The following is a 26,696-nucleotide window of genomic DNA, read 5'->3' on the forward strand; positions in this document are numbered from 1 at the left end:
GATTTCTTTATCGCCTGTGATGCCCTCATCGCGAGCAAGCTCGGCTCCCACAGTGGAATGCGTACTCCTGTGGGAGCCGAGCTTGCTCGCGATAGCGGTCTGACAGACACCGCATCTCTCCGGCCGGCCTCTCTGCTAACATGTCGCGCAATCAACCCTGCCGTGACGACGCCAGCCAATGCCGCCTGTTTCCCGCTCCGCCTCCCAGCCTGAATTGACCGCTCTGTTTGCCTCGGTGCAACAGCACCTCCAGAACGTGATCGTGCCGCTCTGGCAAGGCCCCGGCTGGAATGCCGACATGGCGCTGCCCTATGAGGCGCTGGACGCCGAGCACCAACCGCTGCCTCCCCAACGCTATCGGGCCATGGCCTGCGCGCGGCAGCTCTACCTGTTTTCCAGCCTGATAGGCCAGGTACCGGCCGCCGAAGAGCGCGCCGCAGCGCTGTTCCGCTCCCTGCAGCAGCATTTCCACGACGCCGAGCATGGCGGCTGGTTCTATAGCATCGACCCGCAGGGCGCGCCTCTGGATCAGCGCAAAGACCTCTACACCCACGCTTTCATCCTGTTCGCCTGCGCCCATTACTGGGACAAGGTCCGCGAGCCGCGGGTGGAATCGGTGCTCAACGCCGTACTGGAAGTGGTCGCGCAGCGCTTCGCCACGGGCGACGGCCTGTACGAAGCCAGCCTCGACCGTGACTGGTCCTCGCTCGAGTCCGGGCCGCTGCAAAATCCCCTGATGCACTTGGCCGAAGCCTTCCTCGCCACGCTGTCGATGCGCAAAGACATCGCCGTGCAAGACGCGCTCGTAGAGTTATGCACAGCGATGCAAAAGCGTTTTATCGACCCGCAACACGGTGTGTTGATGGAAAAACCGCTGGGCGCTGTGGATAACTGGTTTGAACCGGGGCACCAGTTCGAGTGGTATTTCCTGCTGGAATCGTCTTCGTTGCTGCGCGGTTCGGCACTGCATGCTTCTCTGGAACGTGCTTTTGCGTTCACCGAACAACTGGGCGTCGATCAACAGACCGGCGCCGTGCGGGCCATGCTCGACCTGGAACCGAACGGCCCACCTCGGGACGCTACGCAGCGAATCTGGGCTCAGGCTGAATACCTGCGTGCCCTGACCTTGCGACCAGACAGCGAGGCCGCGGTGCTGCACAAGTTGCAGGCGTTGCAACAGCGCTTTCTGCATGCGGGTGGCTGGTATGAGTGCCGTGACGAGAACGGGGATGTGACCCGTCGGGACATGCCGTCGACCACGCCTTATCACTTGGCAACCTGCTATCGCGGATTAGCCGACTATCTCGGCTGACTGAGAGATTGCTATCGCGGGCAAGCCCGGCTCCCACAAGGTTTGTGTCGTTTGCGAAACGGCGATTCAACACAAATCCTGTGGGAGCGGGCTTGCCCGCGATGGCCGTTACGCGATCTTAAGCCTTGGCATTACGCTCAATCGCAAACCCACTCCACGTCTGGCTCACCGGCATCAGCTCCAGGCTGTTGATATTGATGTGCGCCGGGGCATTGAGCACCCAGAAAATGGTGTCGGCGATGTCTTGCGGCTGGATCGGCTCGGCACCGGCGTAGGTCGCGTTGTAACGCTCCTGATCACCAGCGAAACGCACCAGTGAAAACTCGCTTTCGCACAGGCCCGGCTCGATATTGCTCACCCGCACGCCTGTACCTTGCAGGTCGCAGCGCAGGTTCAGGGAGAACTGTTTGACGAACGCCTTGCTCGCGCCATACACATGGCTGCCCGGGTACGGGTAGTTGCCGGCGATGGAGCCTAGGTTGACGATGCCGGCGCCACGACCGTGAGCAATCAGGCGGGGCAACAACAGACGAGTGCTGTACATCAGGCCTTTGATGTTGGTGTCGACCATGGTGTCCCAATCGTCGAGGTCGCACTTGGGCGCCGGGTCAACGCCCAGGGCCAGGCCGGCGTTGTTGATCAGCCCGCGCAGTTTGGCGAAGGATGGCGGCAGGTTGGCGATTGCCTCCTCCATGGCCTTGCGATCACGCACGTCGAGCACCAGGCCATGGACCTCAGTCTGCTTCGACAACTCGGCGCACAGCGCATTGAGGCGCTCTTCACGACGGCCGGTCAGCACCAGTTTCCAGCCGGCTTCGGCAAAACGACGGGCGCAGGCTTCACCAAAACCGGAGGTCGCGCCGGTAATAAACAGGGTGTTGGACATCGTGTTCTCCTTGCTTCGGCTGATCGACAGCCACTGGAATAGAAAATCAGCAGCCAGCATGCCCGGCCTTGCCAACAGCGGCAACTACCGCAGAAGCTGTACAAAAAACGATCAAACGTTGCCACACCTTACCCGCCGTGGCTTTCAGCCATGTGCGCGCACCTTATCCACAGGCCGGTCCACAGTTTCCGGGGGCAAGTGGAAAAGCTGTAAGCCGCTGTGCACAAGGCTTTGCGGGCAAATTGGAAATTTTTTTGCTTGACCCTGGAACGCGGGGTGTGTAGCCCATGGCATTTTGCACGATTGACCGGTCATACCGACGATGGCGCCAAGCCAGTAACTACGGCCTTCAGCCGAGTCTTTCCAGAGTTTAACCACAGACTTATCCACAGGCAGCTCCACTCCATTTCGCCCTGCTTTCGTCACCAACAAAAAGGTTGACAAAGCCCGCTCGCGGTCCCGCAAAAATGCCTGATCAAAAAACAACCACAACTCTGCAAGCCACGGTTTCAAAGGCTTTCAGCCAGCTACTCCCACGTTATTCACAGCCAGCTCCACAGCAAACGGGGACAAGTCAAAACCGTGACAAAACAACTATTTGCAGCGGCTTTATGTCGCGCTTTGAGAGCTTGTGAATATTGTTTTCCACAATTTCCAGAAAGCTCGCCCCCACAGGGATTAATGGTGTTTTGGAGGTGTAAAAAAGCCCCGGCGATTGCTCGTCGGGGCTTGTTGTTGCAGCGCAGACTCAGTGCCCGCCGAGATAGGCGTTACGCACTTCCTCGTTAACCAGCAGCTCCTTGCCGGTGCCCGTGAGGCGGATCTCGCCATTGACCATCACGTACGCCCGGTCCGACAGTTTGAGGGCGTGGTTGGCGTTCTGCTCGACCAGGAAGATGGTCATGCCGGTTTTCGCCAGTTCCCGCAGAGTCGCGAAGATCTGTTTCACCACAATCGGCGCCAGACCCAGGCTCGGCTCGTCAAGCAACAGCAGTTTCGGCCGACTCATCAACGCACGTGCGATGGCGAGCATTTGCTGTTCGCCGCCGGACATGGTCATGGCCCGCTGGGTGCGCCGCTCTTCGAGTCGCGGGAACAACTCGAACATGCGTTGCATGTCTTCCTTGGCGTACTTGTCACCGATAGGAATGGTGCCCATCAGCAGGTTTTCCTCGACGGTCATGTCAGGGAACACCCGCCGCCCTTCCGGCGATTGAGCGATGCCGTTGGAGGCGATGTAGTGGGACGACTTATGGGTGATATCCACACCCTGATAGATGATCTGCCCATCCGCCGCCCGCGGCTGACCGAAAATCGACATCAGCAGGGTCGATTTGCCGGCGCCGTTGGAGCCGATCAGGCTGACCGTTTCACCTTCATTGATCTGCAGCGAGACTTTCTTCAGAGCCTGGATCGGCCCGTAGAACACATCCAAATCCTTCAGTTCGAGGATGGGTTGGCTCATAGCACCACTTCCTCTTCATCGGCGCCCAGGTAGGCCGCAATCACTTTCGGATCGTTACGAATCGCATCAGGGCCGCCCTCGGCGATGACGATGCCGTGGTCCAGCACTACGATGTGGTCGGAAATGCTCATTACCATGCCCATGTCGTGTTCGATCAGCACCACGGTCAGATCGTGCTCGTCGCGCAGCAGCCGGATCATCGCGCTCAGCGCTTCGGTTTCCTGAGGGTTGAGGCCGGCGGCCGGTTCGTCGAGGCAGATGATCTGCGGCCGGGTGCACATGGCCCGGGCGATTTCCAGACGGCGTTGCTGACCATAGGACAGCTCACCGGCCAGACGGTTGGCGCAGTCCACCAGGTCCACGACTTCCAGCCAGTAGAAGGCATGGTCCAACGCATCGCTTTCAGCCTTGCGGTAGCCCTTGGTGTTGAGGATACCGGCCAACATGTTGCGATTGACCCACATGTGCTGGGCCACCAGCAGGTTTTCCAGCACCGACATTTCCTTGAACAGGCGAATGTTCTGGAACGTGCGCGCCAGGCCTGCCCGGTTCACCAGGTGGGTGCCGCCGAACATCTTGTAGCGGAGCCGGGTGATGAAGCTTTTCGGCGAAACGAAATCGGTGGCTTTGAACGATTCGCCCAGCAGCTGGATGACATCGGTGCGCTCGCCACGGGTATTGAGTTCGATCTTGCCGCCGGAGGCCTTGTAGAACCCGGTCAGGCAGTTGAACACGGTGGTCTTGCCGGCGCCGTTGGGGCCGATCAGGGCGAAGATCGAGTTGCGATGCACCTTGAGGCTGACATCGCTCAACGCCTTGATGCCGCCGAAGTGCATCATCAGCTTCTCGACCGAGAGTACGACTTCGCTCATGGCGCTACTCCTCTACGCGGGGTCACACCGGTACGGCTGATCCGAATCAGGCCGCGCGGTCGCCAGATCATCATCAACACCATCAGCACGCCGAACAGCAGCACGCGATACTCCGCAAAGCCGCGTAGCAGCTCCGGCGCAACGGTCAGCACGAACGCTGCAATCACCACGCCGATGGTGGAGCCCATCCCGCCGAGCACCACGATGGCGAGGATCAGGGCCGATTCGAAGAAAGTGAACGAGGTCGGGTTGACGAAGCCTTGATAAGTGGCGAAGAACACCCCGGCCAGACCGGCCGTCGATGCACCGATGGTGAACGCCGATAGCTTGACCAATACGTGGTTCAGGCCCATGGAGCGGCAAGCGATTTCGTCTTCGCGCAAGGCTTCCCAGGCGCGACCGACCGGCATGCGGGTCAAGCGGTGCTTGATGTACAGCACGGCCAGCACCACCAGGAACAACACGGCGTAGATGAAGTAGTACTTCACATCCGAGTTATAGGGGATCCCGAAGAACTCATGGAAAGGTATTCCACCCTCCTTCGCTCGTTTGCCGAACTCCAGGCCAAAGAATGTAGGCAGCGGAGCGGCCATGCCATTCGGGCCACCGGTCAGGGACAGCCAGTTATTGAGGATCAACCGGATGATTTCACCGAAGCCCAGCGTCACGATCGCCAGGTAGTCACCGTGCAGACGCAGCACCGGGAAACCGAGGATGCAACCGGCAAGGCCCGCGGTAATCGCCGCCAACGGCAGCACCGTCCAGAAGCCCAGACCGAGGTATTGGTAACCAAGCGCCAGCCCGTAGGCACCGATGGCGTAGAACGCCACGTAACCCAGGTCGAGTAGACCGGCCAGGCCGACCACGATGTTCAGCCCCAGGCCCAGCAGTACGTAGATCAGCCCGAGGATGACCACGCCCAACAGGTAGGAGTTGGAGAAGAACGGGAACACCACGGCAATGACGATCAACAGCGGGATGATCCAGCGCAACCGGGATTTGTAATCAGGCGGCAGTACATGAACCCCGGAACCGGTGCTTTCAAAGCCTTCGAGAATTCTCAGGCCCTTGGGGGTTTGCAGGAACAGGCTCAAGGCAAAGCGGCCGGCCATGACGATGGCGACAATCCATGCCACACGGGTCGTTTCCAGGTTGAAGCCGTAGCCGTCGAGGACCACGCCGACAATCGGGCCGAACACAATCAGGGCGACAAGGCCGGCAAGAATCGCGTCAACCAGGCTTCTTTTGAGATCAATGGTTTTTTTAGTGGTTGAAGACATCGCTTACACCTTCGACACAAGAGGACGGCCGAGCAGGCCTTGGGGCCGAAAGACCAGAACGAGAACGAGCAGCGAGAAGCTGAAAACGTCTTTGTAGTCCGAGTTCACCAGACCAGAGAACAGCGATTCGGAGATCCCGAGAATGATCCCGCCAAGCATCGCGCCGGGTAGCGAGCCGATTCCGCCGAGTACCGCTGCGGTGAACGCTTTGATCCCGATGATGAAGCCGGCGTAGAAGTCGAACGTGCCGTAGTTCATGGTGATCAGCACGCCGGCCAGGGCCGCCATCGCTGCACCGATGATGAACACGTAGGAAATCACCCGATCGGTGTTGATCCCCAGAATCGAGGCCATCTTGCGATCTTGCTGGGTGGCGCGGCACATGCGGCCGAGCTTGGTGTACTTGATGACGTAGGTCAGCAGGGCCATCCCGGCAAACGCGGCGACCAGAATGAAGATCTTGGTGTAGGTGAGCTGCACGAAGCCGCTTCCGACCTCAACCCGCCAGGCACCGGTCAGCAGTGTGGGAACCCCTTGTTGCTTCGCGCCTTGGGCGATCTGCGCATAGTTTTGCAGGATCAGCGAAATGCCGATGGCGCTGATCAGCGGTGCCAGTCGGGTGGAGTTACGCAGGGGTTTATAGGCAACCCGTTCGATGACCCAGCCATACACCGCCGTGACGATGATGGTGAAAATCAGTGTGCCAAGCATCAGCAGAGGGAAGGATTCAATACCGAAGTATGCCAGCAGAGCCAGACTGATCGCCGCTAGGTAAGCAGAGATCATGTAAACCTCGCCATGGGCGAAGTTGATCATGCCGATGATGCCATAGACCATTGTGTAGCCGATGGCGATCAGGCCATAGACCGACCCGAGGGTCAGGCCGTTGACCAGTTGCTGCAGGAAAATACCATCCATAACGCAATCTCACGCATTTGAGAGACTGCACAGAAGCCGGGTGCGATGGACCGGGGTTCAGCCGCCGACGCAAGCGGGTTGTGTGCAGCTCTACGAGAAAAGACAGGTACTGCACGGACATGTTCTTTGATTGCCCGGCGCACAGTGCGCCGGGCAATCAGCCGTTCATATCACTTCTGTTTTTCCAGTTGGTGGTATTTGCCGTCCTTGTCCCACTGGTAAACCACGTAGTCGGAGACTTTCAGGTCGCCCTTGGAATCCCAGGCCTTGTCGCCCATCACGGTTTTGACCGTGTTGGCTTTCAGCCATTTGGCGGCTTCTTCGCCTTTGTTGGACTTGGCGCCATTGAAGGCAGCTGCCAGGGTCTGAACCGAAGCGTAGGCGTAAAGGGTGTAGCCTTCAGGCTCGGTACCGGCTTTACGGAACGCGTCTACCACAGTCTTGCTGTCTGGCAGCATGCGCGGGTCAGCGCCGAAGGTCATCAATACGCCGTCGACGAATTGTGGGCCACCAGCGGTGGTCACCAGTTCATCGGTGACGATGCCGTCATCGGACATGAACTTGACGTCCTTGAGACCTTGCTCACGCAGTTGGCGAACCAGAGGACCGGCTTCCGGGTGCAGACCGCCGAAGTAGACGACGTCGGCACCAGCGCCGCGAATTTTGGTAACGATGGTGCTGAAGTCTTTCTCGCCACGGGTCAGACCTTCGTACAGCACCGGCTTAACGCCGCGTTTTTCCAGCTGGGCCTTGGTAGCGTCCGCCAGGCCTTGGCCGTAGGTGTCCTTGTCATGCAGGACGACGACTTTCTTGCCCTTGAGCACGTCGACGATATAGTCACCGGCCACGATGCCTTGCTGGTCGTCACGCCCGCACATACGGAACATGGCACTCAGGCCACGCTCGGTAACTGCCGGGTTGGTGGAGCCTGGAGTAATCGCGATGATGCCCGCTTCGTCGTAGATCTCCGAAGCTGGGATCGTCGAGGAGGAGCAGAAGTGACCGACTACGCCAGCGACTTTCTGGTTGGTCAGGTCCTTGGCGACCGTCACAGCCTGTTTCGGTTCGCAGGCGTCATCGCCTTTGACCAGTACGATTTTTTCCCCGTTTACACCGCCCGCTGCGTTGACCGCATCGGCCGCAGCCTGTGCACCCTTCATGTACTGCTCGCCAAATGCCGCGTTGGCGCCGGTCATCGGTCCCGCCACACCGATTTTCACATCAGCCTGTGCAAACGCAGAAACACCCAACGCAGTTGCCACTGCGAGGGCCAGAAAGCCTTTCTTGTAAAACGTCTGGGACATGAGGTGGTGCTCCAAGGTTTTTTTTTAGTTGGCACTGCGACTTCCTGAATGCTCAGAGCAAGGGCCGTGCCATCGGTTTTTTATTCTGAAAAAAGTCGCTGCTTTATTGTTAATTCGACTGTTTCGATCCCATTTTCATTGGGCGTGCAACCGTCTAAACCGCGGAAGGTGAAACCATTTATTTTTAAAGGCGCAACCCGAGCGCGCCATCATTGCAACCGCGGCGCCAAACGACGTGCAACCAGCCTGTAACAACGTGCGTCACCGAAGTGCACACTGCTGGTGCGGAACTGCTACAACCCGCACCTTTTACAGGCTAGTCGCTGCGCGAAAAAGCGCCGCTTTCAGCAACAAATTTCAACAATCAAATAACGATCCGCAGGCACTGGCCTGCGTGATACAGCGAGAATCCGGCCTCGTACAGACAGCTGCGCAATCCCACGCCCGCCAATGGCTGCATGGGCGCAAAGGGAATCGGCAGTGCTTGAGGATTTCCGTTACACAGATAATCGGCAAAGGCTTTGCCGACGACAGTGCCAGTAGTGACGCCCCGGCCGTTGTAACCGGTGACTGCCACCAAACCGGGCGCCGGCTCGAACAAACGCATCAAATGATCGGGGGTGAAGGCGATGCAACCGGTCCAGGTGCACTCCCATTCCACCGGTTTGAGATAAGGAAAATAGTGCTGCTGAACCCGGTCGGCCCAGGCTTTAAGGAACCAGGTCGGCTTCTGATTGCCATTACCGAGACTGCCGAGCAGCAGACGGCCGTCCTTATCTCGACGAACACTGCTGAGGACCTGGCGGGTGTCCCATGAACCCTGGCCACCCGGGAGAATTTGCTGCGCAGCCTCTTCGGTCAGCGGGACCGACGCCACTTGATAGTAATAACCGGGGAAGAAGTTGCGCCGCAATTCCGTCCAGTCACCTTCGGTGTAGGCGTTAGAGGCAATCACGACTTGCTCGGCAAGCACCGAACCCTGAGCGGTTTGTACCGACCAGCGCTGCCCCTGGCGTTCGAGTCGGGTCACCGGGGAATGATCGAACAACTGACCGCCGAGACCGATGGCCGCTTTGGCCAGCCCCGTTGTGTAAGCCATTGGGTTGATCGTGCCAGCACGTCGATCGAGCAGCGCGGCGGCAATCTTTTTGGTACCCGTCGCTTGTTCGCAGGCTTGACCGGTCAGCAGTTCAACCGGCGCGCCGCGACGTTTCCATTGTTCTTCACGGCTGCGCAAGTCCGCTTCGCCACGGGCGTTGTGCGCCATGTGCAACGTGCCTTCACGGCGTAACTGGCAATCGATGTTGTACTTATCCACAAGGCTGAACACCAGGGACGGTGCCGCACCGAGCATGCGATTAAGCTGACTGCCGACCGCCTCGCCGAAACCGGCTTCGATCTCGTCCGGTGGAATCCACATCCCGGCATTGACCAGCCCGACGTTGCGCCCCGATCCGCCATGACCGGCGCGATGGGCTTCCAGTACACAGACGCTTTTGCCTTTTTCCAGCAGATGCACCGCCGCCGACAGACCGGTGAAACCGGCGCCGATGACGCAGACATCCACCGTCACTTCGCCCTTGAGCGCCGCGTTGTCAGGCCTTTGCGGCGTCAGTTTTTCCCACAGACATTCTTCGCGTAACGGCATTGCCAGACTCCAACAGAAACCTAACCAACCCTCGTTGTGCAGAGGCCACTAAAAGATCGCAGCCTGCGGCAGCTCCTACAAAACCGCAGCCAGGCACAATCCCGTAGGAGCTGCCGCAGGCTGCGATCTTTTGAGGAGCAACACCAATCCATCAGTCGAACGTTATGCCCTGAGCCAACGGCAACTCCAGCGAATAGTTCACGGTATTCGTCTGGCGACGCATGTAGCCGCGCCATGCATCGGAGCCGGATTCACGACCGCCGCCCGTTTCTTTCTCACCGCCAAACGCCCCGCCGATTTCCGCGCCGCTCGGGCCGATGTTGACGTTTGCGATGCCGCAGTCACTGCCCACCGCCGACATGAACTGCTCGGCTTCACGTACGTCAGTGGTGAAGATGCACGACGACAGGCCTTGTGGCACGGCGTTGTTCAGGCGCAGCGCTTCGCCGAATTCCTTGTAACCCACCACGTACAAAATCGGCGCGAAGGTTTCGCTGCAGACCACGTCGCTCTGCTCCGGCATTTCAACGATCGCCGGCGAGACGTAATAAGCGTTAGGGAATTTGTCTTCCAGCTGGCGCTTGCCGCCGAACACCCGGCCGCCTTCGCTCAAGGCCTGCTCAAGCGCATCCTGCATGTTTTCGAAGCTGTGCTTGTCGATCAGTGGACCAATCAGGTTGCCTTCCAGTGGGTTGCCGATACGCACTTTGGAGTACGCGGCCTTCAGGCGGGTGACGATTTCTTCTTTCACCGATTCATGGGCAATCAGGCGACGCAGCGTGGTGCAACGCTGACCGGCGGTGCCGACGGCGCTGAACAGGATGGCCCGTACGGCCATGTCCAGGTCGGCGCTTGGGCCGAGGATCATTGCGTTGTTGCCGCCCAGTTCCAGAATGCTGCGAGCGAAACGTGCGGCGATTTTCGGTGCTACTTCGCGGCCCATGCGGGTGCTGCCGGTGGCGCTGATCAGCGCGACACGCGGGTCATCGACCAGCGCTTCGCCGGCATCACGGCCGCCGATGATGACTTGGCTCAGGTGCGGTGGCGCGTCGCTGAAGTTCTTCAGTACACGGTCGAACAACGCCTGGCAGGCCAGGGCGGTCAGCGGGGTTTTCTCCGACGGCTTCCAGATCACCGGGTTGCCGCAGACCAACGCCAGCGCGGTGTTCCAGGCCCAGACCGCAACCGGGAAGTTGAACGCGCTGATGACGCCAACGACACCCAGCGGGTGCCAGGTTTCGCGCATGTGGTGGCCAGGACGCTCGGAAGCGATGGTCAAACCGTACAGCTGACGGGACAGGCCGACGGCGAAATCGCAGATGTCGATCATTTCCTGAACTTCACCCAGACCTTCCTGGGTGATCTTGCCGGCTTCCCAGGACACCAGCTCGCCGAGGTCGGCCTTGTATTCGCGCAAGATATCGCCCAGTTGGCGGACCAGTTCGCCACGGCGCGGGGCCGGGACCTTGCGCCACAATTCAAACGCATGATCTGCACGACTGATGTGCTGCTCGACTTCAGCGGCGCCTTCCCAGTTCACGGCGGCGATCTGGCTGCCATCGATCGGCGAATGCACCGGCACTTTGCCGTTCTGGTACAGGGCCGGGTTCACACCAAGACGATCAAGCAATGCGGCAACCATGGGTCACTCCTCAAGCGAAAAACAGAAAACGTGCAGCCGGATTGATTCGGCTGGTGAGGCCTGTAGTTTTAGCGCTCCCGACGTTACCCAACAAACGACCTTTAAGAGAGATATCATTCCGTTTATTCATGCTGCGAATTGCTGGTAAGAAAGAAACAAGAAAAAGGACAACCAATGCTGAATAAACGCTACTTGCCGTCGATCACCGCGCTGCAGTGTTTTGAGGCCGTAACCCGGCATTTGAGCTTCACCCGGGCGGCTGAAGAGCTGAACCTGACCCAGAGCGCTGTCAGCAAACAGGTCGCGCAACTCGAAGAATTGCTGCAGCACCTGTTGTTCCGCCGGGTGCGCCGACGCCTGCAAATGACCCCGGCCGGTGATTTGTACCTGGTGGAGGTACGAAAAATCCTCACGCAGGTCGAGATGTCGACCCACTACCTGCGCTCCTACGGCGGTGAAACCGAAGTCCTGCGCGTCTCGACGCCTCCGACCTTCGGCGCGCGCTGGCTAGTGCCACGCTTGAAAGGCTGGCGTCTGCGCCATCCCTCGATCCATCTGGACCTGTGCAGCGAACAGGAAGCCGACGATCTGTTGCAAGGTCGCAGCGACCTGGCGTTTTATTTCGGCCAGGGCTCACGCCCCGGCACTGAATGCCTGAAGCTGTTCGGCGAAGAGTTGGTGCCGGTCTGCGCACCGGGCAGCCTGCCGAATACGCCGTTCACCGATCCTACGCAACTCACCGACCTGGTCCTGCTGCAAAACGCCTCCCGGCCCCAGGCCTGGCACGACTGGTTCGACAGTCAGGGCTACCACACCGAACACAGCTACCACGGCCCGCGCTTTGAAACCTTTTATATGTGCATCCGCGCAGCCCAGGTCGGCTGTGGTGTGGCGCTGTTGCCGCGGTTTCTGGTGGAAGAGGAATTGGCCGACGGCAAACTGGTCATACCCTGGCAGCACGCGATGCCCAGCACCGATGCCTATTACCTGGCGTATCCGGAGCATTCGGCCGAAGTGCCGAAAGTGCGGGATTTTGTGAAGTGGATGCTGGAGCAGATCGACAATCCGTATGCGCCGCAGAGTTGAGACCTGACACGACACCTGTGGCGAGGGGGCTTGCCCCCGTTGGGTCGCGACCCTATGAGCCAACAACCCGGTTGTCAGGCTCATAGTGGCGTCACGCAATACCAAAGAGGCCGTCGACGATTTTGGTTTGAGCGAGGCGTCCGCGCAGGTCCTCATCGATGGAGGGATCATCCATTCTGTACAGCCGCACCTTGCGATACGCATTGACTCGATTGATCTCCCGCCCCAAATACTCCCAAACCACCCGCGAACATGCCGGAGTGCGATGGTCGGCCGCTGAAACACCCATCTTCAAGCCATTGAGTCGAATAATCCGACTTTTATAGTTTGGAATAAGAATGGTCTGACTGATCTCGTTGGACGTCAGCGACTCATAGTCGAGCAGGAACAAGCGATCCTGTAGATAGTAGGCAACCCCAACGTAGCGATACCGCTCAAATGTCCCCTCTGCCCCAACAATCTGTACCCGCTCATTTCGCTCATACACGAAATGTTGGCCCTCCTCCCTTATGTGCACCAATGAACACAGAATGCAACCTGGCTCTGTCATCGCGTAGTAGTACTCGTAGTAATAACCACAATAGGCCTTGAGCTGCGACGAAGACTGTCTGCGAAGGTGATCAAGCATGCGCTGAGGCGCTGCCACCTCGTCCGAGGGCTTGATTTTCTTGGCTTTAACGCCAATGAGCGTGATGAACTGCTCTGTGGGCAAATGTATTTCGTATTCTTCAACCCCAAAAAAATCACAGATCCGTTTAAGGTTAAACGGTGTCGGAAGACTATTCCCACTCAAGTACTTATTAAACTGCCCTCGATTAATACGAAGTTTCCTACAAACCTCCGCGATAGATCGGTAGTGGCTGCATAGCTGCCTTAAGTTATTTGGAAAAAATTCACGCATATCAGCTCATTACAATAGTGCTAGAAGGCTCAAACATAGCAGCAACTCGCATCATTTTTAAGCAACTCGCGAAATTGCACTCAGCGATACGATAACCGGATATTACGAGCCTTGAGGTTTTCTCAAGACAGCCAACAAAAGCCGAACAATTCGCCACTACTCTAATAACAGCAGGGAGCACTCAATGCTTGAAGTCATCAATGACTTTCTCTCCGGAAAAATCCTTATTCCATTGGTCCTTGGGTTGGGAGGCTACTTCACCATCCGATCAAGATTTGTCCAGTTTCGGTATTTTTTTCACATGCTATCGGTATTGCGCGTCAGTTGGCGCACAGGCAATCATCATCTGAGCTCGTTACAGGCATTAACCCTCAGCCTCGCAGGTCGAGTCGGGACGGGCAACATCGTTGGTGTCGGCATCGCCGTGAGCATGGGCGGGCCAGGGGCCGTGTTCTGGATGTGGATGACCGCGCTCCTGGGCATGTCGAGCAGTTTTTTCGAATGCGCTCTTGGACAACTCTACAAACGTAGCGACGGAAACGGCCTTTATCGTGGTGGTCCATCCTGGTACATCCAGCATGGTCTCGGTAAACGATGGCTAGGGATAATTGCCGCCCTCCTGTTGTTGGTGACCTTCGGTTTTGCAATCAATGGCCTGGAAGCTCATGCCGTATCGCACTCGCTTAAGGACGCTTTCGACATTTCGACCACTTGGTCGGGGTTGGCATTGTCGGTGATGCTGGCTGTTGTATTTGTGGGTGGAATCAAACGAATAGCAGCTGTCGCCCACCTGCTGGTACCGCTTAAAGTTCTCGCCTACGTCGGGGTCACGCTCTATGTAATTGTCCTGCAATCGGAGCAGGTGCCCTCGATGTTAATGACTATCGTCAAGAGCGCTTTCGGCCTGGACCAAGCGTTCGGCGGACTGCTCGGCACTGCAATAATCATGGGTGTGAGGCGCGGTGTATTTTCCAATGAAGCGGGCCTGGGCAGCGCCCCCAACGTTGCTTCGGTGGCCAAGGTCGAACATCCGATAAGCCAAGGCGTGGTGCAAGCACTGAGTGTATTTATCGATACCTTCGTCATCTGCACCTGCACAGCATTGGTCATCCTGTTATCCGGTTTCTATACACCCGGTTTCGAAGGCGACGGCATTGCGCTTGCACAAAACTCGCTGGCAGCCATCGTTGGCGAGTGGGGTCGAATGTTTATTAGCGTGGCGCTGACATTATTTGTATTTACCGCAATGCTCTATAACTACTACTTGGGCGAAAACAGCTTGCGGTTCATGTTCGGTGAGCCCCGAAAAACCTTGCTCATCTACCGCGCACTGGTGTTGGCGCTGGTGTTCTGGGGCTCGATTGAAGACCTTTCCACCGTACTCGCATTTGCCGACATCACCATGACACTGCTTGCCTTCGTCAACCTTATAGCCATGGCCTTGCTGTTTAACATCGGCATGCGCATCTTGTACGACTATGACGAGCAACGTCGCGCAGGAGTCAAGAATCCAGTGTTCGACTCCAGCAAGTTCAAGGATCTGGATCTCGATTTTACGGCCTGGCCGGCGAAAGAGAATGACCAGAACACGTTAAAGCATCCTGCCCACCTTTCTCGTAACTGCACATCTCCGCAATCGGCATAAATGAAAAACCCTGAGCCATTGCGAACTCGCAACGGCTCAGCAGCGAAACAATTGTTGGCTATATATAAACAATAGATCTCACTATTCAAACACGATCAAAAACTCTTAAGGAGCTTGTTAATGAATCGTTATCACCCTCTTAAATCCAACACCTCCGAAGTTCCGGTACTTTGTATAGATACACACATAACCCCAAACCACCTCTTTGAAAATGCCTGCTTCTGGATTCGAACCGCTACCAGTCTTTTAGAAACACTCACCTCCGTAACCATTAAACATACCGCTGACATTGATCTATTCCGACTAATACTTCCAGCTTATGTACTACTGCAGGATGGTGTCGACACACTAGAACAAATCACCTTAAAAGCGGAGTGAGAATCATGGCCACCCCAGCAACCAATGAAATGCTTAAGGCTGCAATGAGAAAAGCGATTGAAACTGGTCTTATCCCTAGTTACTCGCACCTTGATGGCTACTTAAGAAGCTGGGAGAGTCTTGCGTTGGTCGTCCAAGCCGCTGTTGATGCCGCCCCGATAACTTACTCCCTTCCTACGTGTTCAAAACGGTACTGTCGAAAACTGCCATTTCCCAATGATCGCTCCAAGTGAGCAGAGGCTATTGCGATGCTCCCGAAAAAATCCCAGCCTTCGACAGCCCATGGAAATAATCCATGAAAAACCGACGTCAATGCCAAAAAAATGCTGGCAAAACGGGCAGCTGATATGCGCCACTACCCCCCATTCATTGAAACAGCTGCAACGTCGCTGCCACGGGCCGCGGCCAGCCTGGAGATCCCCGTTATGAGCGAGAGCGTGTTTGGCGATCGCATCGTGCAGAACCTGCTCGACACCGACTTCTACAAACTGACGATGATGCAGGCGGTGCTGCACAACTACCCGAACGTGGAAGTCGAATGGGAGTTTCGTTGCCGTAACAGTGAAGATTTGCGCCCATACCTGGCGGAAATCCGCTTCCAGATCGAGCGCCTTGCCGAATTGAGCCTGAGCGCCGACCAGTTGAGCTTCATGGAGCGCATCAGCTTCATGAAGCCGGATTTCCTGCGCTTTCTCGGGTTGTTCCGCTTCAATCTGCGCTACGTCCACACCGGTATCGAAAACGGCGAGCTGTTCATCCGCCTGCGCGGGCCATGGCTGCACGTGATCTTGTTCGAAGTGCCGCTGCTGTCCATCGTCAGCGAAGTGCGCAACCGATATCGCTACCGTGAAGTCGTCCTGGAACAGGCGCGTGAGCAGCTCTACCGCAAGTTCGACTGGCTCACCGCCAACGCCAGCGCGGAGGAATTGTCCGAATTGCAGGTCGCCGATTTCGGCACTCGTCGTCGCTTCTCGTACCGCGTGCAGGAAGAAGTGGTGAACGTGCTCAAGCACGATTTCCCCGGTCGTTTTGTCGGCACCAGCAACGTGCACCTTTCACGGGAGCTGGACATGAAACCGTTGGGCACCATGGCCCACGAATGGATCATGGCCCATCAGCAACTCGGCCCCCGACTGATCGACAGTCAGATTGCCGCCCTCGATTGCTGGGTCCGCGAGTACCGCGGCCTTTTGGGGATCGCCCTCACCGATTGCATTACCACGGATGCCTTTCTCAACGATTTCGACCTGTACTTCGCCAAGCTGTTTGACGGCCTGCGCCATGATTCCGGTGACCCGGTGCTCTGGGCGGAAAAGGCCATTGCCCATTACCACAAGCTCGGCATCGACCCGATGAGCAAGACGCTGGTGTTCTCCGACAGTCTGACGCTGCCCAAGTCGTTGGAGATTTTTCGGTCGCTGCGCGGTCGGATCAATGTCAGCTTTGGCATCGGCACCAACCTGACGTGCGATATTCCGGGTGTCGAACCGATGAGCATCGTGCTTAAAATGGCCGCCTGCAACGGCCAACCCGTGGCAAAGATTTCCGATGAGCCTGGCAAGACTCACTGCAAAGACCCGAATTTCGTCGCCTATTTGCGACACGTTTTCAAAGTACCTGCCGCCCTTCCCAGTACATCCAGCATTTCTAGCAAGGAGTGAATTCATGCAAGCCGAACAGCGTGAGATTGCTGAACAGCTCAAGGTCCAGCCGCCGTTCGCCGACCAGGCCGCCCTCGAGGCTGAAGTCGCCCGGCGGATTACCTTCATTCAGGACTGCCTGGTCAATTCCGGGCTCAAGACCTTGGTACTCGGCATCAGCGGCGGCGTCGATTCCCTGACTGCCGGCCTGCTGGCCCAGCGTGCCATGCGCGAACTGCGCACACGCACCGGCGACAACAGCTACAAATTCATCGCCGTGCGCCTGCCATACGAAACCCAGTTCGACGAACACGACGCCCAGGCCTCGGTGGATTTCATCGCCCCGGACGAGCGCCACACCGTGAACATCGGCCCGGCGGTCAAAGCCCTGGCGAGCGAAGTAGCGGCCTTCGAAGGCAAGCACGCGGTCTCGGTGGATTTCGTGCTCGGCAATACCAAGGCGCGGATGCGCATGGTTGCCCAATACACCATCGCCGGCGCAGCCCACGGTCTGGTAATCGGCACTGACCACGCGGCGGAAGCGGTGATGGGCTTCTTCACCAAGTTCGGTGATGGCGCCTGCGATCTGGCGCCACTGAGCGGCCTGGTGAAAAACCAGGTCCGGGACATCGCCCGCAGCTTCGGCGCGCCGGAGTCGCTGGTAGAAAAAATCCCGACGGCCGACCTCGAAGACTTGTCGCCCGGCAAGCCGGACGAAGCGTCCCACGGCGTGACCTATGCCGAGATCGACGCGTTCCTGCACGGCGAGCCGGTGCGTGAGGAAGCGTTCAAGATCATTTGTGACACGTATAAAAAGACTCATCACAAGCGAGTGATGCCGTTCGCGCCTTGACTCTGCCCCTGTAGAAACTTGTAGGAGCTGTCGAGTGAAACGAGGCTGCGATCTTTTGATTGTGATCTTAAAAGCAAGATCAAAAGATCGCAGCCTCGTTTCACTCGACAGCTCCTACAAGGATTCGGGCTGGACCAAAAATGAGCAAAAAAAAGCGTCCCGAGCGGACGCTTTTTTTATGCGTTCGATTCGATTACTTCAGGACAACAGTGCCTTTCATCATCGAGATGTGGCCAGGGAACGAGCAGAAGAAACCGTACTTCTCGCCAGCATCGAGCTTCGACACGTCGAAGGTCACCGAGTCGGTTTCCTTGGCGCCGATGATTTTGGTGTGGGCGATGACGCGTGCGTCGCCTTCAGGCAGGTAACTCTTCTCGATGCCAGCGGCCAGGCCAGCGGTGGCGATCGGCTGCATGTCGGCCTCTTTGCTCAGCACCCAGTTATGACCCATGACGTTTTTCGGCAGGTTGCCGGAGTGTTTCAGCTCCACGGTGAACGTCTTGCAGCTCTTGTCGATGCTGATTTCCTTGGTATCGAAGGACATCTGGTCAGTCGAGTCGACAGTGACCTTGCACTCGGCAGCCATCAATTGGCTGCTGGCCAGTGTCAGCAGGGATACTGCAACAAGTTTGGCAAACATGGTGAATCTCCAAGGCAGGGTTAACAAAAGTGAGAATGGACAGAAGACTGCCTGAAAACTTCGCAAGTTCCTATGACCTGAATCAAAAATTGTATACAACTTTCGGGCTATGACACCTATCGAAACAATCTACCAGCCAGACGTCTAGGGCGGCCCTATCATCAAGCCGTCATCACTCATCTGGAGCGCCAGTCATGTCCCTTAACAGCCTGTTGCGCAGTTTGCTCGCCGCCTACGCCTGTGGCGCCAGCGGTACCTGTGAAACACCCGAACGTGAAGTGTAGACCTTGGAACGCCGCGTGCCTGCCTTTACTCTGTGGTCATCCTGACCATGGAGTAAGGCATGTCTTTAGCGTCCGTTTGTGTATTTTGCGGTGCCAGCACTGGTACCAACCCGGCTTATCGTGAAGCGGCTGTCGCCTTGGGGCGAGCATTGGCCGAGCGTAAGCTGACTCTGGTCTATGGCGGCGGCGCCGTCGGGCTGATGGGCATCGTCGCCGATGCTGCGCTGGCGGCCGGCGGTGAAGTGATCGGGATCATCCCGCAAAGCCTCAAAGACAAGGAAATCGGTCACAGCGGCCTGACTCGCCTGGAAGTGGTCGACGGCATGCATGCGCGCAAGGCGCGGATGGCCGAGCTCAGTGACGCCTTTATCGCCCTGCCCGGCGGCCTGGGCACACTGGAAGAACTGTTCGAAGTCTGGACCTGGGGCCAGCTTGGCTACCACGGCAAACCGCTGGGGCTGCTGGAAGTGAACGGTTTCTACAGCAAATTGACGTCTTTTCTCGATCATATCGTCGGCGAAGGCTTCGTTCGCGAACCGCACCGTGACATGCTGCAAGTGAGCGAATCGCCGCAAACCCTGCTCGATGTATTGGACGCCTGGCAGCCGACAGTGGTGCCAAAGTGGATCGAGCAAAAACCCAGCTAACGGCTGGGCATCGATACAGGGCAGAATACGCGCCGCTCAACCTCACCTTCGACCCCAGAGGATCGCCCATGGCTAAACCCAATTATTCCTTCGCCAAACGTCAGAGAGACTTGGCCAAGGAGCAGAAGAAAGAGGAAAAGCTTCAGCGCAAGAAAGCTACAGCTGAAGAAGAAGCCGCCGCACTGAACCCGGATGCAGAAGGTGAAGTGGCCGCAAAAGATGATGTTGAAGCACCGAAAGATCAGGCGCCCGACGCCTGAGACCCTCAGGGCCCGATGATCTGATCAGGCCCACCGGATCTGTGTCCAGGGTCAGCAACGATGTTGCTGACCCTCACAGGCCAATCTGAAATACCCCTCCAGAAAGCACTGCACATCACCTGTGGGAGCGAGCTTGCTCGCGATGACGGCTGTACATCCAATATTTGTGTGACTGAAAGTCCGCTATCGCGAGCAAGCTCGCTCCCACATGGGATCTCTATTACTCCAGTGGCATCACTGTGACGCGGACTTCGGGATCATGGCTGCCGCCCCCCAGAATCACCCCACGCAACGGCGAAACATCGGAGAAATCCCGGCCCCAGGCCAGGGTTATGTGTTCGAGTGTCGGTTGTACGTTGTTGGTCGGGTCAAAATCGACCCAGCCCAGTACCGGGCAAAACACCGAGACCCAGGCGTGAGACGCGTCCGCGCCGATCAATCGAGGCTGCCCGGGTGGTGGCTGGGTCAGCAGGTAGCCACTGATGTACCGCGCCGCCAACCCACGGGAGCGTACGCAGGCGAGCATCAGGTGAGCGAAGTCCTGACAAACACCGCGCCGGCGCTCCAGCACTTCCACCAGCGGCGTCGCCACTTGGGTCGCCTCGGCATCGAAGGTGAACTCGCTGAAGATCTTCTCCATCAGCGCCTGAACACCCAACAGCAGCGGCCGACCCGATGGAAAACAGCTTTCGGAAAACTCGACGAAGTTGCGCTTCAAATGCACGTAGGGTGATTCGAACCGGTAACGACACGCTTCCAGCAATTCGGGGGAAAGCGGCTGACTGCTGTAAGTCAGCGCGTTACAGGTTTCTTCCCACGCGGGGGATTGATTGAAATCCAGCGCAGGCCGGGCCAGCACTTCGACGGTGAGCCGGGCATTGACCAGCAATTCATCATGCGGCCGCTCGAACGCCAACCGGGTCAGCGGATTACCGAACACATCCAGTTCATCGCGGCGCGAAGTCGGATCGGGACTGATCTGCAATTGCTGCTCGGTGCAGCGCTGCCAGGCACATGCACGCGGCCACAGGTGCGCGAGCTGCTGAGCCAGGGACACCGGGCTGTCGTAGTGATAATGGGTGTCGTGGAGAATCTGGTAATGGGCGCTCATCAGACGGACACCGTGCGCTGGCTGACGTCATCGACATGGGCGAAATGGCGCAAGGCCAGACGATCCGACACTTGCCCGCTGGCGTCGGCGATCTCTTGCAACAGATCGGCCAGCCCCTCAATGGCTGCCCGAACACTGGTTTCGCCGAACAGCGAGTTCTCCAGGCATCCCAGATCGAACTGCGCCAAGCGTTCCACCAATTGCGGCAACCCCGCTTCGCGAGGCACGCCGAAGTCGTCATTCAAGCGTTTCAAGGTACGAGTCACCAGTTTCAACTGAAACAGCACGGCGTGGGGGTTCTGCTCGTCGAGCAGCAACAGGTCAAGCACCGGGATCAGTTGCGCCACCGCCAGATACCGCGAACGGTAAGTGATGCTGCTGTTACCCAACTCCAGCAGCCATTCCAATCCGGCCTGATCGAAAGCACCGGTACCGCGCAGAAATGCCGCCAGGCTGGCGCTGAGAAATTGCAGACGTTCGATCCGGCGGCCGATCATCAGGAAGCGCCAGCCTTCGTCCCGGGTCATGTCGTCGAGGGCGAAACCGGATAACGCCGCCAGGGACATCACCAAACGGTTGAGGAAATCCAGCAATTCGCCGAAATCCGGCTCTTCGGCTTCCAGCTCCAAGGCCTCGCGCTGCAGCTCCACCAGCGCTTGCCAGTTTTCCCGCGAAAGCTTGCCGCGCACCTGCGAGGCCGCCCACTGCAAACGCTGCAGGTTGGAGCGCAGGCTGAACGACCAGTCGTCGCCGAGCAATGCCGCCAGCAAACGCTTTGGCAACTCGCCTTCATCGGGTAACAACATCAACCGTTCGCCCAGATCGACCGCCGCCTCCAGGGCTTGTGGGTCATCGCCATCGACATAACGCGCCAGCATGATCCGCAGCAGCCGTGCGCTGTCATCACAGCGCTCGCAGTAACGGCCGAACCAGAACAGGTTTTCCACCACGCGCGAAGGCAGATACGGATCCCGTCGCACCAGGTCGTGCACACCGATCGTACGCTGGGTTTTCCATTGCTCACCGCTCGGAGGGCGATCGCCCAATACCCAGGTGTCTTTGCTCGCGCCACCACGCTGCATCGACACCACTTCGGCGTCAGCCTCGGCGGCAACCCGGGTAAGGCCGCCGGGCAGAACCCGATAGCCCTCACGACTGGCCACTGCATACACGCGCATGCCAATGGCCCGAGGTTGCAGATGCGCCTCTTCAGCCTGCCAGATCGGGGCTTGAGAGAGCTGAGCCAATTCTTGCGCGACATAGGCGTAAGGCCGGGCCTGCATGCGTTCAGCCAGTTCCTGACGCTGTTTTTCACTCAAATCGCGCCCAAATACCGGAGTGAAGCTCTGTGACGGGAAAGCCGGTTTGATCAACAACTCCGGCAATTTTTCCAGGGCCTGAGCCAGTACCGGTGCCTCACCGCACCACCAGGTCGCGATGGAGGGCAGAATCAGTTCTTCGCCGAACAGGAATTGATTGATCTTCGGCAGGAAGCCCAACAATCCCGGCGACTCCAGCACGCCGCTGCCGAGGGCGTTGGCCACCAGCACCCGCCCTCGGCGTACGGCTTCCAGCAATCCCGGCACGCCAAGGGCCGAGTCAGTGCGCAGCTCCAGCGGATCGCAGAAGTCATCGTCGAGCCGCCGCATGATTGCGTGGACCCGACGCAGTCCGCTCAAGGTTTTCAGGTAGACCGTGGCATCCCGGACGGTCAGGTCGCCGCCCTCTACCAGCGGATAACCGAGCTGGCGCGCCAGATAGAGGTGTTCGAAGTAGCTTTCGTTGAAACGTCCCGGTGTGAGCAGCACGATCAGCGGCGCTTCGTCATCACTCGGTGCCTGACGGGCCAGGGTTTCCTGAAGCGTGCGGAAGAACCCGGCCAGGTGCTGCACTTTCAAATCGCGGTACAACTCGGGAAAGGCCCGGGACACGATGGTGCGGTTTTCCAGGGCGTAACCGGCACCGGATGGCGCTTGCGTCCGATCCGCCGTCACCCACCAGCGACCGTCAGGCGTGCGTGCCAGATCCACCGCATACAGATGCAGAAAAGCCCCGTCGGGCGGCGTGATGCCCTGACAGGGCCAGAGGAAGTTGTTGTGACCGAAAACCAGCTCAGCAGGGAGTAGACCTTCGGCGATCAACCGTTGCGGGCCGTACAAATCTGCGAGTACAGCATTGAGCAAGCGTGCCCGCTGGGCGATCCCGGCCGATAACTGCTGCCATTCATCCGCAGCAATCACGTGCGGCAACAGATCGAGTTCCCACGGCCGATCGGCACCCTTAGGGTCGGCGTAGACGTTGTAAGTCACGCCGTTTTCCTGGATCTGCCGGGCCAGCAGCGCCTGACGCTGCACCAATTGCGTTGGTGTGCTGCGTTGCAATTGGTCGAACAACCGACGCCAGTGCGGGCGCACCGCGCCGCTGTCGTCGAGCAGTTCGTGATAAGTGCCCGCCGTCAGCGGGTAGCGGTCAAGCAGGTCAGGCATGGAAAGCTCGGCAGACAGCAAAGAACGGTCAGACTAACGCAGGCTCATGACGCCCGGATATACGAAAAATCCGAGCGTCGCGTACGGTTTAGTAACGTCGTAAATCGAGTGTCATCGGCAGCTCGTCGTTCACTTCCACATTCGGTATAGGAAGTTTCCCAGGACTGTGTCCGATGCGGAAAAAACGCGCCATCCGCCGGCTCTCCGCCTCATTGGCGTTCACCGGCAAGCTGTCGTAGTTACGCCCGCCCGGATGGGCAACGTGGTACTGGCAGCCACCCAGCGAGCGCTGCATCCAGGTGTCGAGCAGGTCGAACACCAGTGGCGCGTGGACCGGGATGGTCGGCTGCAGGCAGTTGGCCGGTTGCCAGGCGCGGAAACGCACGCCGGCCACAAATTCGCCGACCCGCCCGGTGGGTTGCAATGGCACCGGAATGCCATTGCAGGTCAGAAGAAAACGCTGCGGCGGCAGACCCGTGAGCTTGACCTGCAAGCGCTCCAGCGACGAATCCACATAACGCACCGTGCCGCCGACTGCGCCCTCCTCGCCCAGCACATGCCAGGGCTCCAGCGCTTGACGCAATTCCAGCTCGATCCCGCTGACGGCGTAATCACCGACCTTGGGAAAACGGAACTCCAGATGCGCCGCAAACCACTCGGCGCGCACGGGATAACCGGCGGCATTGAGGTCGACGATGACGTCGGCAAAATCCTGTTCGATAAAGTGTGGCAACAGGAAACGATCGTGCAGCTCTGTGCCCCAGCGCGCCAGTTTCGGCGGCGCATAAGGCTCGCGCCAGAATCGAGCCACCAGCGCCCGCAGCAACAACTGCTGAGCCAGGCTCATGCGCGCATGGGGCGGCATTTCAAAGGCGCGCAATTCGAGCAACCCCAGACGCCCCGTCGCGCCATCCGGTGAATAAAGCTTGTCTATGCAGAACTCGGCACGGTGCGTGTTGCCGGTCACGTCGATCAGCAGGTTGCGCAGCAGCCGATCCACCAGCCACGGTGGGCATTCCTCACCCGGCTCAGGCATCTGGGCAAAGGCGATTTCCAGTTCATACAACGCATCATTGCGCGCTTCATCAACCCGTGGCGCCTGAGACGTCGGGCCGATGAACAATCCGGAAAACAGGTAGGACAAGGACGGGTGGTTATGCCAGTAGCTGATCAGGCTGCGCAGCAGATCGGGGCGGCGTAGAAACGGTGAGTCAGCCGGTGTCGCGCCGCCCAGTACGAAATGGTTACCGCCGCCGGTGCCGGTGTGCCGACCGTCGATCATGAATTTCTCGGTGGTCAGTCGGGTCTGGCGTGCCTCTTCGTAAAGAAACTCGGTGCGCTCGACCAGTTCATCCCACGTGGCGGATGGCTGCACGTTGACCTCGATCACACCCGGATCGGGCGTGATACGGAAGTTGTTCAGCCGCGGATCGCTCGGCGGCTCATAGCCTTCCAGCAACACCGGGCAATGCAGCTCCTCGGCGGTCGCTTCGATGGCGCTGACCAGTTCCAGATAATCCTCGACCCGTTCCAGCGGCGGCATGAACAGGTACAACCGCCCTTCTCGCGCTTCGGCGCAGAACGCCGTGCGGGTCAGCCAGTCGGCGGATTCGTCGATCTTTGGCGTGCGTTCATCAGCAACCGCAGGCTCGCCTTGGCTCTGAAGTTGTGCAGTGTCGGGCAGTGCTGGGAAATCCTGATTCGGGTCCACAGGGTGAATGAACGGGTACTCCGCCGCTTTCACCCAAGGCTGCGAGCCCAGCGGCAAGCGATAGCCCAGCGGCGAATCCCCCGGCACCAGTCGGCAATGCTCATCGCGCAGATACCAGCGGCCGCTCTGCCATTGATCACCCTTGGCGGTGCGTGCCAGCGGCAGGACCTGGCCGATGACTTTGTCCAGCCCCTGGCTGAAGACTTTGCGCAGGCGTGCACGCTCCAGAGGCTCTTCAAGACGCGAGTCTTCGGCGCTGACGTTCTGCGGCAAAGTGCCTTCGCGCCAGAGGTAATAGAAATTGTCTTCGTAGGCCGGGAACACAAACCGTGTGGGGATTTTCAGGCGTTCGGCGACACTCGCCAGAAAGCGTCCGGCCAACTCGCCATTGGCACCGTAGTCTTGCTGCTCATCGGCAATCAACGCGCTGTTGTGCCAGATCGGTACATCGTCGCGACGCCAGTAGCAGTTCAGCGACCAGCGCGGTAATTGCTCGCCGGGGTACCACTTGCCCTGACCGAAATGCACCAGGCCTTTGGGGGCATAGTGTTTGCGCATGCGCTGGAACAGTTCGGCGGACAGACGCCGCTTGTCTGGCCCAAGTGCCGCAGTGTTCCACTCGGCGCCGTCCGGATCGTCGATGGAAACAAACGTCGGTTCACCGCCCATGGTCAGACGTACGTCACCCTCCAGCAGGTCGGCATCGATCTGCCGCCCCAACGCCTGGATCGCCAGCCATTGGTCTTCGCTGTAGGGCTTCGTTACCCGTGGCGCTTCCCAAATCCGTTCCACGGACATCTCGTGGGTGAATTCGCACTCGCACGGTTCAACCAAGCCACTGATCGGTGCCGCAGAGCCCGGATCGGGGCTACAGGCCAACGGAATGTGCCCTTCACCGGCAAACAGCCCTGAGGTCGCGTCCAGGCCGATCCAGCCGGCACCGGGCAAATAGACCTCACACCAGGCGTGCAGGTCGGTAAAGTCCACGTCAGTGCCCGACGGGCCGTCGAGGCTTTTGACGTCGGCGGTCAGTTGAATCAGGTAGCCGGAGACGAAACGCGCCGCCAGACCGAGGTTGCGCAACAGCTGCACCAGCAACCACGCAGAGTCGCGGCAGGAACCGGAGGCATGTTCGAGGGTATGTTCGGGCGTTTGCACACCTGGTTCCATGCGGATCAGGTAGCCAATGTCTTCGCTCAGGCGCTGGTTGAGTGCGACGAGGAAATCCACACTGGGCAGTGGCGTGCGGTCGATGCCATCCAGGTACGCCTTGAATTTCGGCGTCAGGGGCAAGGTTTCCAGGTACGGCGCCAGTTCCTTGCGCTCATCCGCGGCGTAGGCGAACGGGATCTTTTCGGCGTAGGGCTCAAGGAAGAAGTCAAACGGATTGAAGACCGCCATCTCTGCCAGCAGATCGACTTCGATCCGCAGCTCATCGGTTTTTTCCGGGAACACCAATCGCGCCAGGTAATTGCCCTGGGGATCCTGCTGCCAGTTGATGAAGTGCTGTTCGGGCGACACTTTCAGCGCGTAGGACAGTATCCGCGTGCGACTGTGGGCAGCCGGGCGCAGGCGAACGATCTGCGGACCGAGCTCGACGGCGCGGTCGTAGCGGTAATGCGTGACGTGGTGCAATGCGACATGTATCGACACGGCGTGCCTCCTGCGAGCCTTAAGCGTATTGGAAAGCGCGCAAGACTTATGCCATCGCGCAGCGCTGGCGCTTT

The 26,696-nt window shown here is 58.5% G+C and carries 21 protein-coding genes; 8 read left to right on the forward strand and 13 right to left on the reverse strand.

The features are described from left to right. Positions 1-178: 178 nt before the first annotated feature. A complete protein-coding gene (locus WLY71_RS17875) occupies positions 179-1,312 on the forward strand; it encodes an AGE family epimerase/isomerase (RefSeq protein ID WP_347804591.1) in 1,134 nt (377 codons plus the stop codon). A 118-nt stretch (positions 1,313-1,430) separates the two neighbouring features. On the opposite strand, the gene WLY71_RS17880 is transcribed toward WLY71_RS17875, so the two are convergent. The 8 genes from WLY71_RS17880 to amaB all read right to left on the reverse strand — a co-directional run bounded on the left by WLY71_RS17880 (position 1,431) and on the right by amaB (position 11,327). Further along, positions 1,431-2,198, reverse strand: a complete 768-nt coding sequence (locus WLY71_RS17880; RefSeq protein WP_056746308.1) for an SDR family oxidoreductase — start codon at positions 2,196-2,198, stop codon at positions 1,431-1,433. 748 nt (positions 2,199-2,946) lie between these two features. Next, positions 2,947-3,663 (reverse strand): ABC transporter ATP-binding protein, encoded by a 717-nt coding sequence (locus WLY71_RS17885; RefSeq protein WP_347804592.1) that lies wholly within the window; start codon positions 3,661-3,663, stop codon positions 2,947-2,949. Continuing rightward, positions 3,660-4,535, reverse strand: coding sequence for an ABC transporter ATP-binding protein (locus WLY71_RS17890; RefSeq protein WP_347804593.1), 876 nt, complete (start codon positions 4,533-4,535; stop codon positions 3,660-3,662). Before WLY71_RS17890 ends, WLY71_RS17885 begins: the two co-directional genes overlap by 4 nt. Continuing rightward, a complete protein-coding gene (gene livM / locus WLY71_RS17895) occupies positions 4,532-5,815 on the reverse strand; it encodes a high-affinity branched-chain amino acid ABC transporter permease LivM (protein ID WP_347804594.1) in 1,284 nt (427 codons plus the stop codon). The genes WLY71_RS17890 and livM overlap by 4 nt, the downstream gene beginning before the upstream one ends. A gap of 3 nt (positions 5,816-5,818) precedes the next feature. Then, entirely contained in the window at positions 5,819-6,733 is a 915-nt protein-coding gene (locus WLY71_RS17900; RefSeq protein WP_347804595.1) for an ABC transporter permease subunit, read from the reverse strand. A gap of 170 nt (positions 6,734-6,903) precedes the next feature. After that, entirely contained in the window at positions 6,904-8,037 is a 1,134-nt protein-coding gene (locus tag WLY71_RS17905) for an ABC transporter substrate-binding protein (protein ID WP_347804596.1), read from the reverse strand. A gap of 364 nt (positions 8,038-8,401) precedes the next feature. Beyond that, positions 8,402-9,685, reverse strand: coding sequence for an L-pipecolate oxidase (gene amaA / locus WLY71_RS17910; protein WP_008153371.1), 1,284 nt, complete (start codon positions 9,683-9,685; stop codon positions 8,402-8,404). Positions 9,686-9,836: 151 nt separating this feature from the next. Next, complete coding sequence (gene amaB / locus WLY71_RS17915; RefSeq protein ID WP_347804597.1) at positions 9,837-11,327, reverse strand: L-piperidine-6-carboxylate dehydrogenase; 1,491 nt, start codon at positions 11,325-11,327, stop codon at positions 9,837-9,839. 174 nt (positions 11,328-11,501) lie between these two features. On the opposite strand from amaB, the gene WLY71_RS17920 reads away from it, so the two are divergent. Next, positions 11,502-12,413: a LysR family transcriptional regulator gene (locus WLY71_RS17920; protein ID WP_347804598.1), complete on the forward strand. Its 912-nt coding sequence runs from the start codon at positions 11,502-11,504 to the stop codon at positions 12,411-12,413. A 91-nt stretch (positions 12,414-12,504) separates the two neighbouring features. On the opposite strand, the gene WLY71_RS17925 is transcribed toward WLY71_RS17920, so the two are convergent. After that, on the reverse strand, positions 12,505-13,314 hold the full coding sequence (locus tag WLY71_RS17925; protein ID WP_347804599.1) for a helix-turn-helix domain-containing protein: 810 nt from the start codon (positions 13,312-13,314) through the stop codon (positions 12,505-12,507). A 184-nt stretch (positions 13,315-13,498) separates the two neighbouring features. On the opposite strand from WLY71_RS17925, the gene WLY71_RS17930 reads away from it, so the two are divergent. The 4 genes from WLY71_RS17930 (at position 13,499) to nadE (ending at position 17,830) form a co-directional block, all read left to right on the forward strand. Beyond that, the gene (locus WLY71_RS17930) at positions 13,499-14,959 is read left to right on the forward strand and encodes an alanine/glycine:cation symporter family protein (RefSeq protein WP_347804600.1); all 1,461 of its coding nucleotides are present in this window, start codon (positions 13,499-13,501) and stop codon (positions 14,957-14,959) included. Between the two features lie 120 nt (positions 14,960-15,079). Beyond that, positions 15,080-15,337: a hypothetical protein gene (locus WLY71_RS17935; protein WP_347804601.1), complete on the forward strand. Its 258-nt coding sequence runs from the start codon at positions 15,080-15,082 to the stop codon at positions 15,335-15,337. A gap of 425 nt (positions 15,338-15,762) precedes the next feature. Next, the gene (pncB, locus tag WLY71_RS17940) at positions 15,763-16,998 is read left to right on the forward strand and encodes a nicotinate phosphoribosyltransferase (RefSeq protein ID WP_347804602.1); all 1,236 of its coding nucleotides are present in this window, start codon (positions 15,763-15,765) and stop codon (positions 16,996-16,998) included. A 4-nt stretch (positions 16,999-17,002) separates the two neighbouring features. Then, on the forward strand, positions 17,003-17,830 hold the full coding sequence (gene nadE / locus WLY71_RS17945) for an NAD(+) synthase (protein ID WP_347804603.1): 828 nt from the start codon (positions 17,003-17,005) through the stop codon (positions 17,828-17,830). Positions 17,831-18,023: 193 nt separating this feature from the next. On the opposite strand, the gene azu is transcribed toward nadE, so the two are convergent. Next, the gene (gene azu / locus WLY71_RS17950; RefSeq protein WP_282376711.1) at positions 18,024-18,470 is read right to left on the reverse strand and encodes an azurin; all 447 of its coding nucleotides are present in this window, start codon (positions 18,468-18,470) and stop codon (positions 18,024-18,026) included. A 343-nt stretch (positions 18,471-18,813) separates the two neighbouring features. On the opposite strand from azu, the gene WLY71_RS17955 reads away from it, so the two are divergent. Beyond that, on the forward strand, positions 18,814-19,401 hold the full coding sequence (locus WLY71_RS17955; protein WP_149631985.1) for a cytokinin riboside 5'-monophosphate phosphoribohydrolase: 588 nt from the start codon (positions 18,814-18,816) through the stop codon (positions 19,399-19,401). Positions 19,402-19,469: 68 nt separating this feature from the next. Next, entirely contained in the window at positions 19,470-19,661 is a 192-nt protein-coding gene (locus WLY71_RS17960) for a hypothetical protein (RefSeq protein WP_347804604.1), read from the forward strand. Between the two features lie 220 nt (positions 19,662-19,881). Here the strand turns inward: WLY71_RS17960 and WLY71_RS17965 are convergent, their stop codons facing one another. From WLY71_RS17965 to WLY71_RS17975, 3 genes are all read right to left on the reverse strand, one after another. Beyond that, positions 19,882-20,772 (reverse strand): transglutaminase family protein, encoded by an 891-nt coding sequence (locus WLY71_RS17965; protein WP_347804605.1) that lies wholly within the window; start codon positions 20,770-20,772, stop codon positions 19,882-19,884. After that, complete coding sequence (locus tag WLY71_RS17970; protein ID WP_347804606.1) at positions 20,772-23,258, reverse strand: circularly permuted type 2 ATP-grasp protein; 2,487 nt, start codon at positions 23,256-23,258, stop codon at positions 20,772-20,774. Before WLY71_RS17970 ends, WLY71_RS17965 begins: the two co-directional genes overlap by 1 nt. A gap of 88 nt (positions 23,259-23,346) precedes the next feature. Then, positions 23,347-26,622, reverse strand: coding sequence for a transglutaminase family protein (locus WLY71_RS17975; RefSeq protein WP_347804607.1), 3,276 nt, complete (start codon positions 26,620-26,622; stop codon positions 23,347-23,349). Positions 26,623-26,696: the final 74 nt, after the last annotated feature.

It is taken from the genome of Pseudomonas rossensis (assembly GCF_039888995.1).
GTDB lineage: Bacteria > Pseudomonadota > Gammaproteobacteria > Pseudomonadales > Pseudomonadaceae > Aquipseudomonas > Aquipseudomonas rossensis.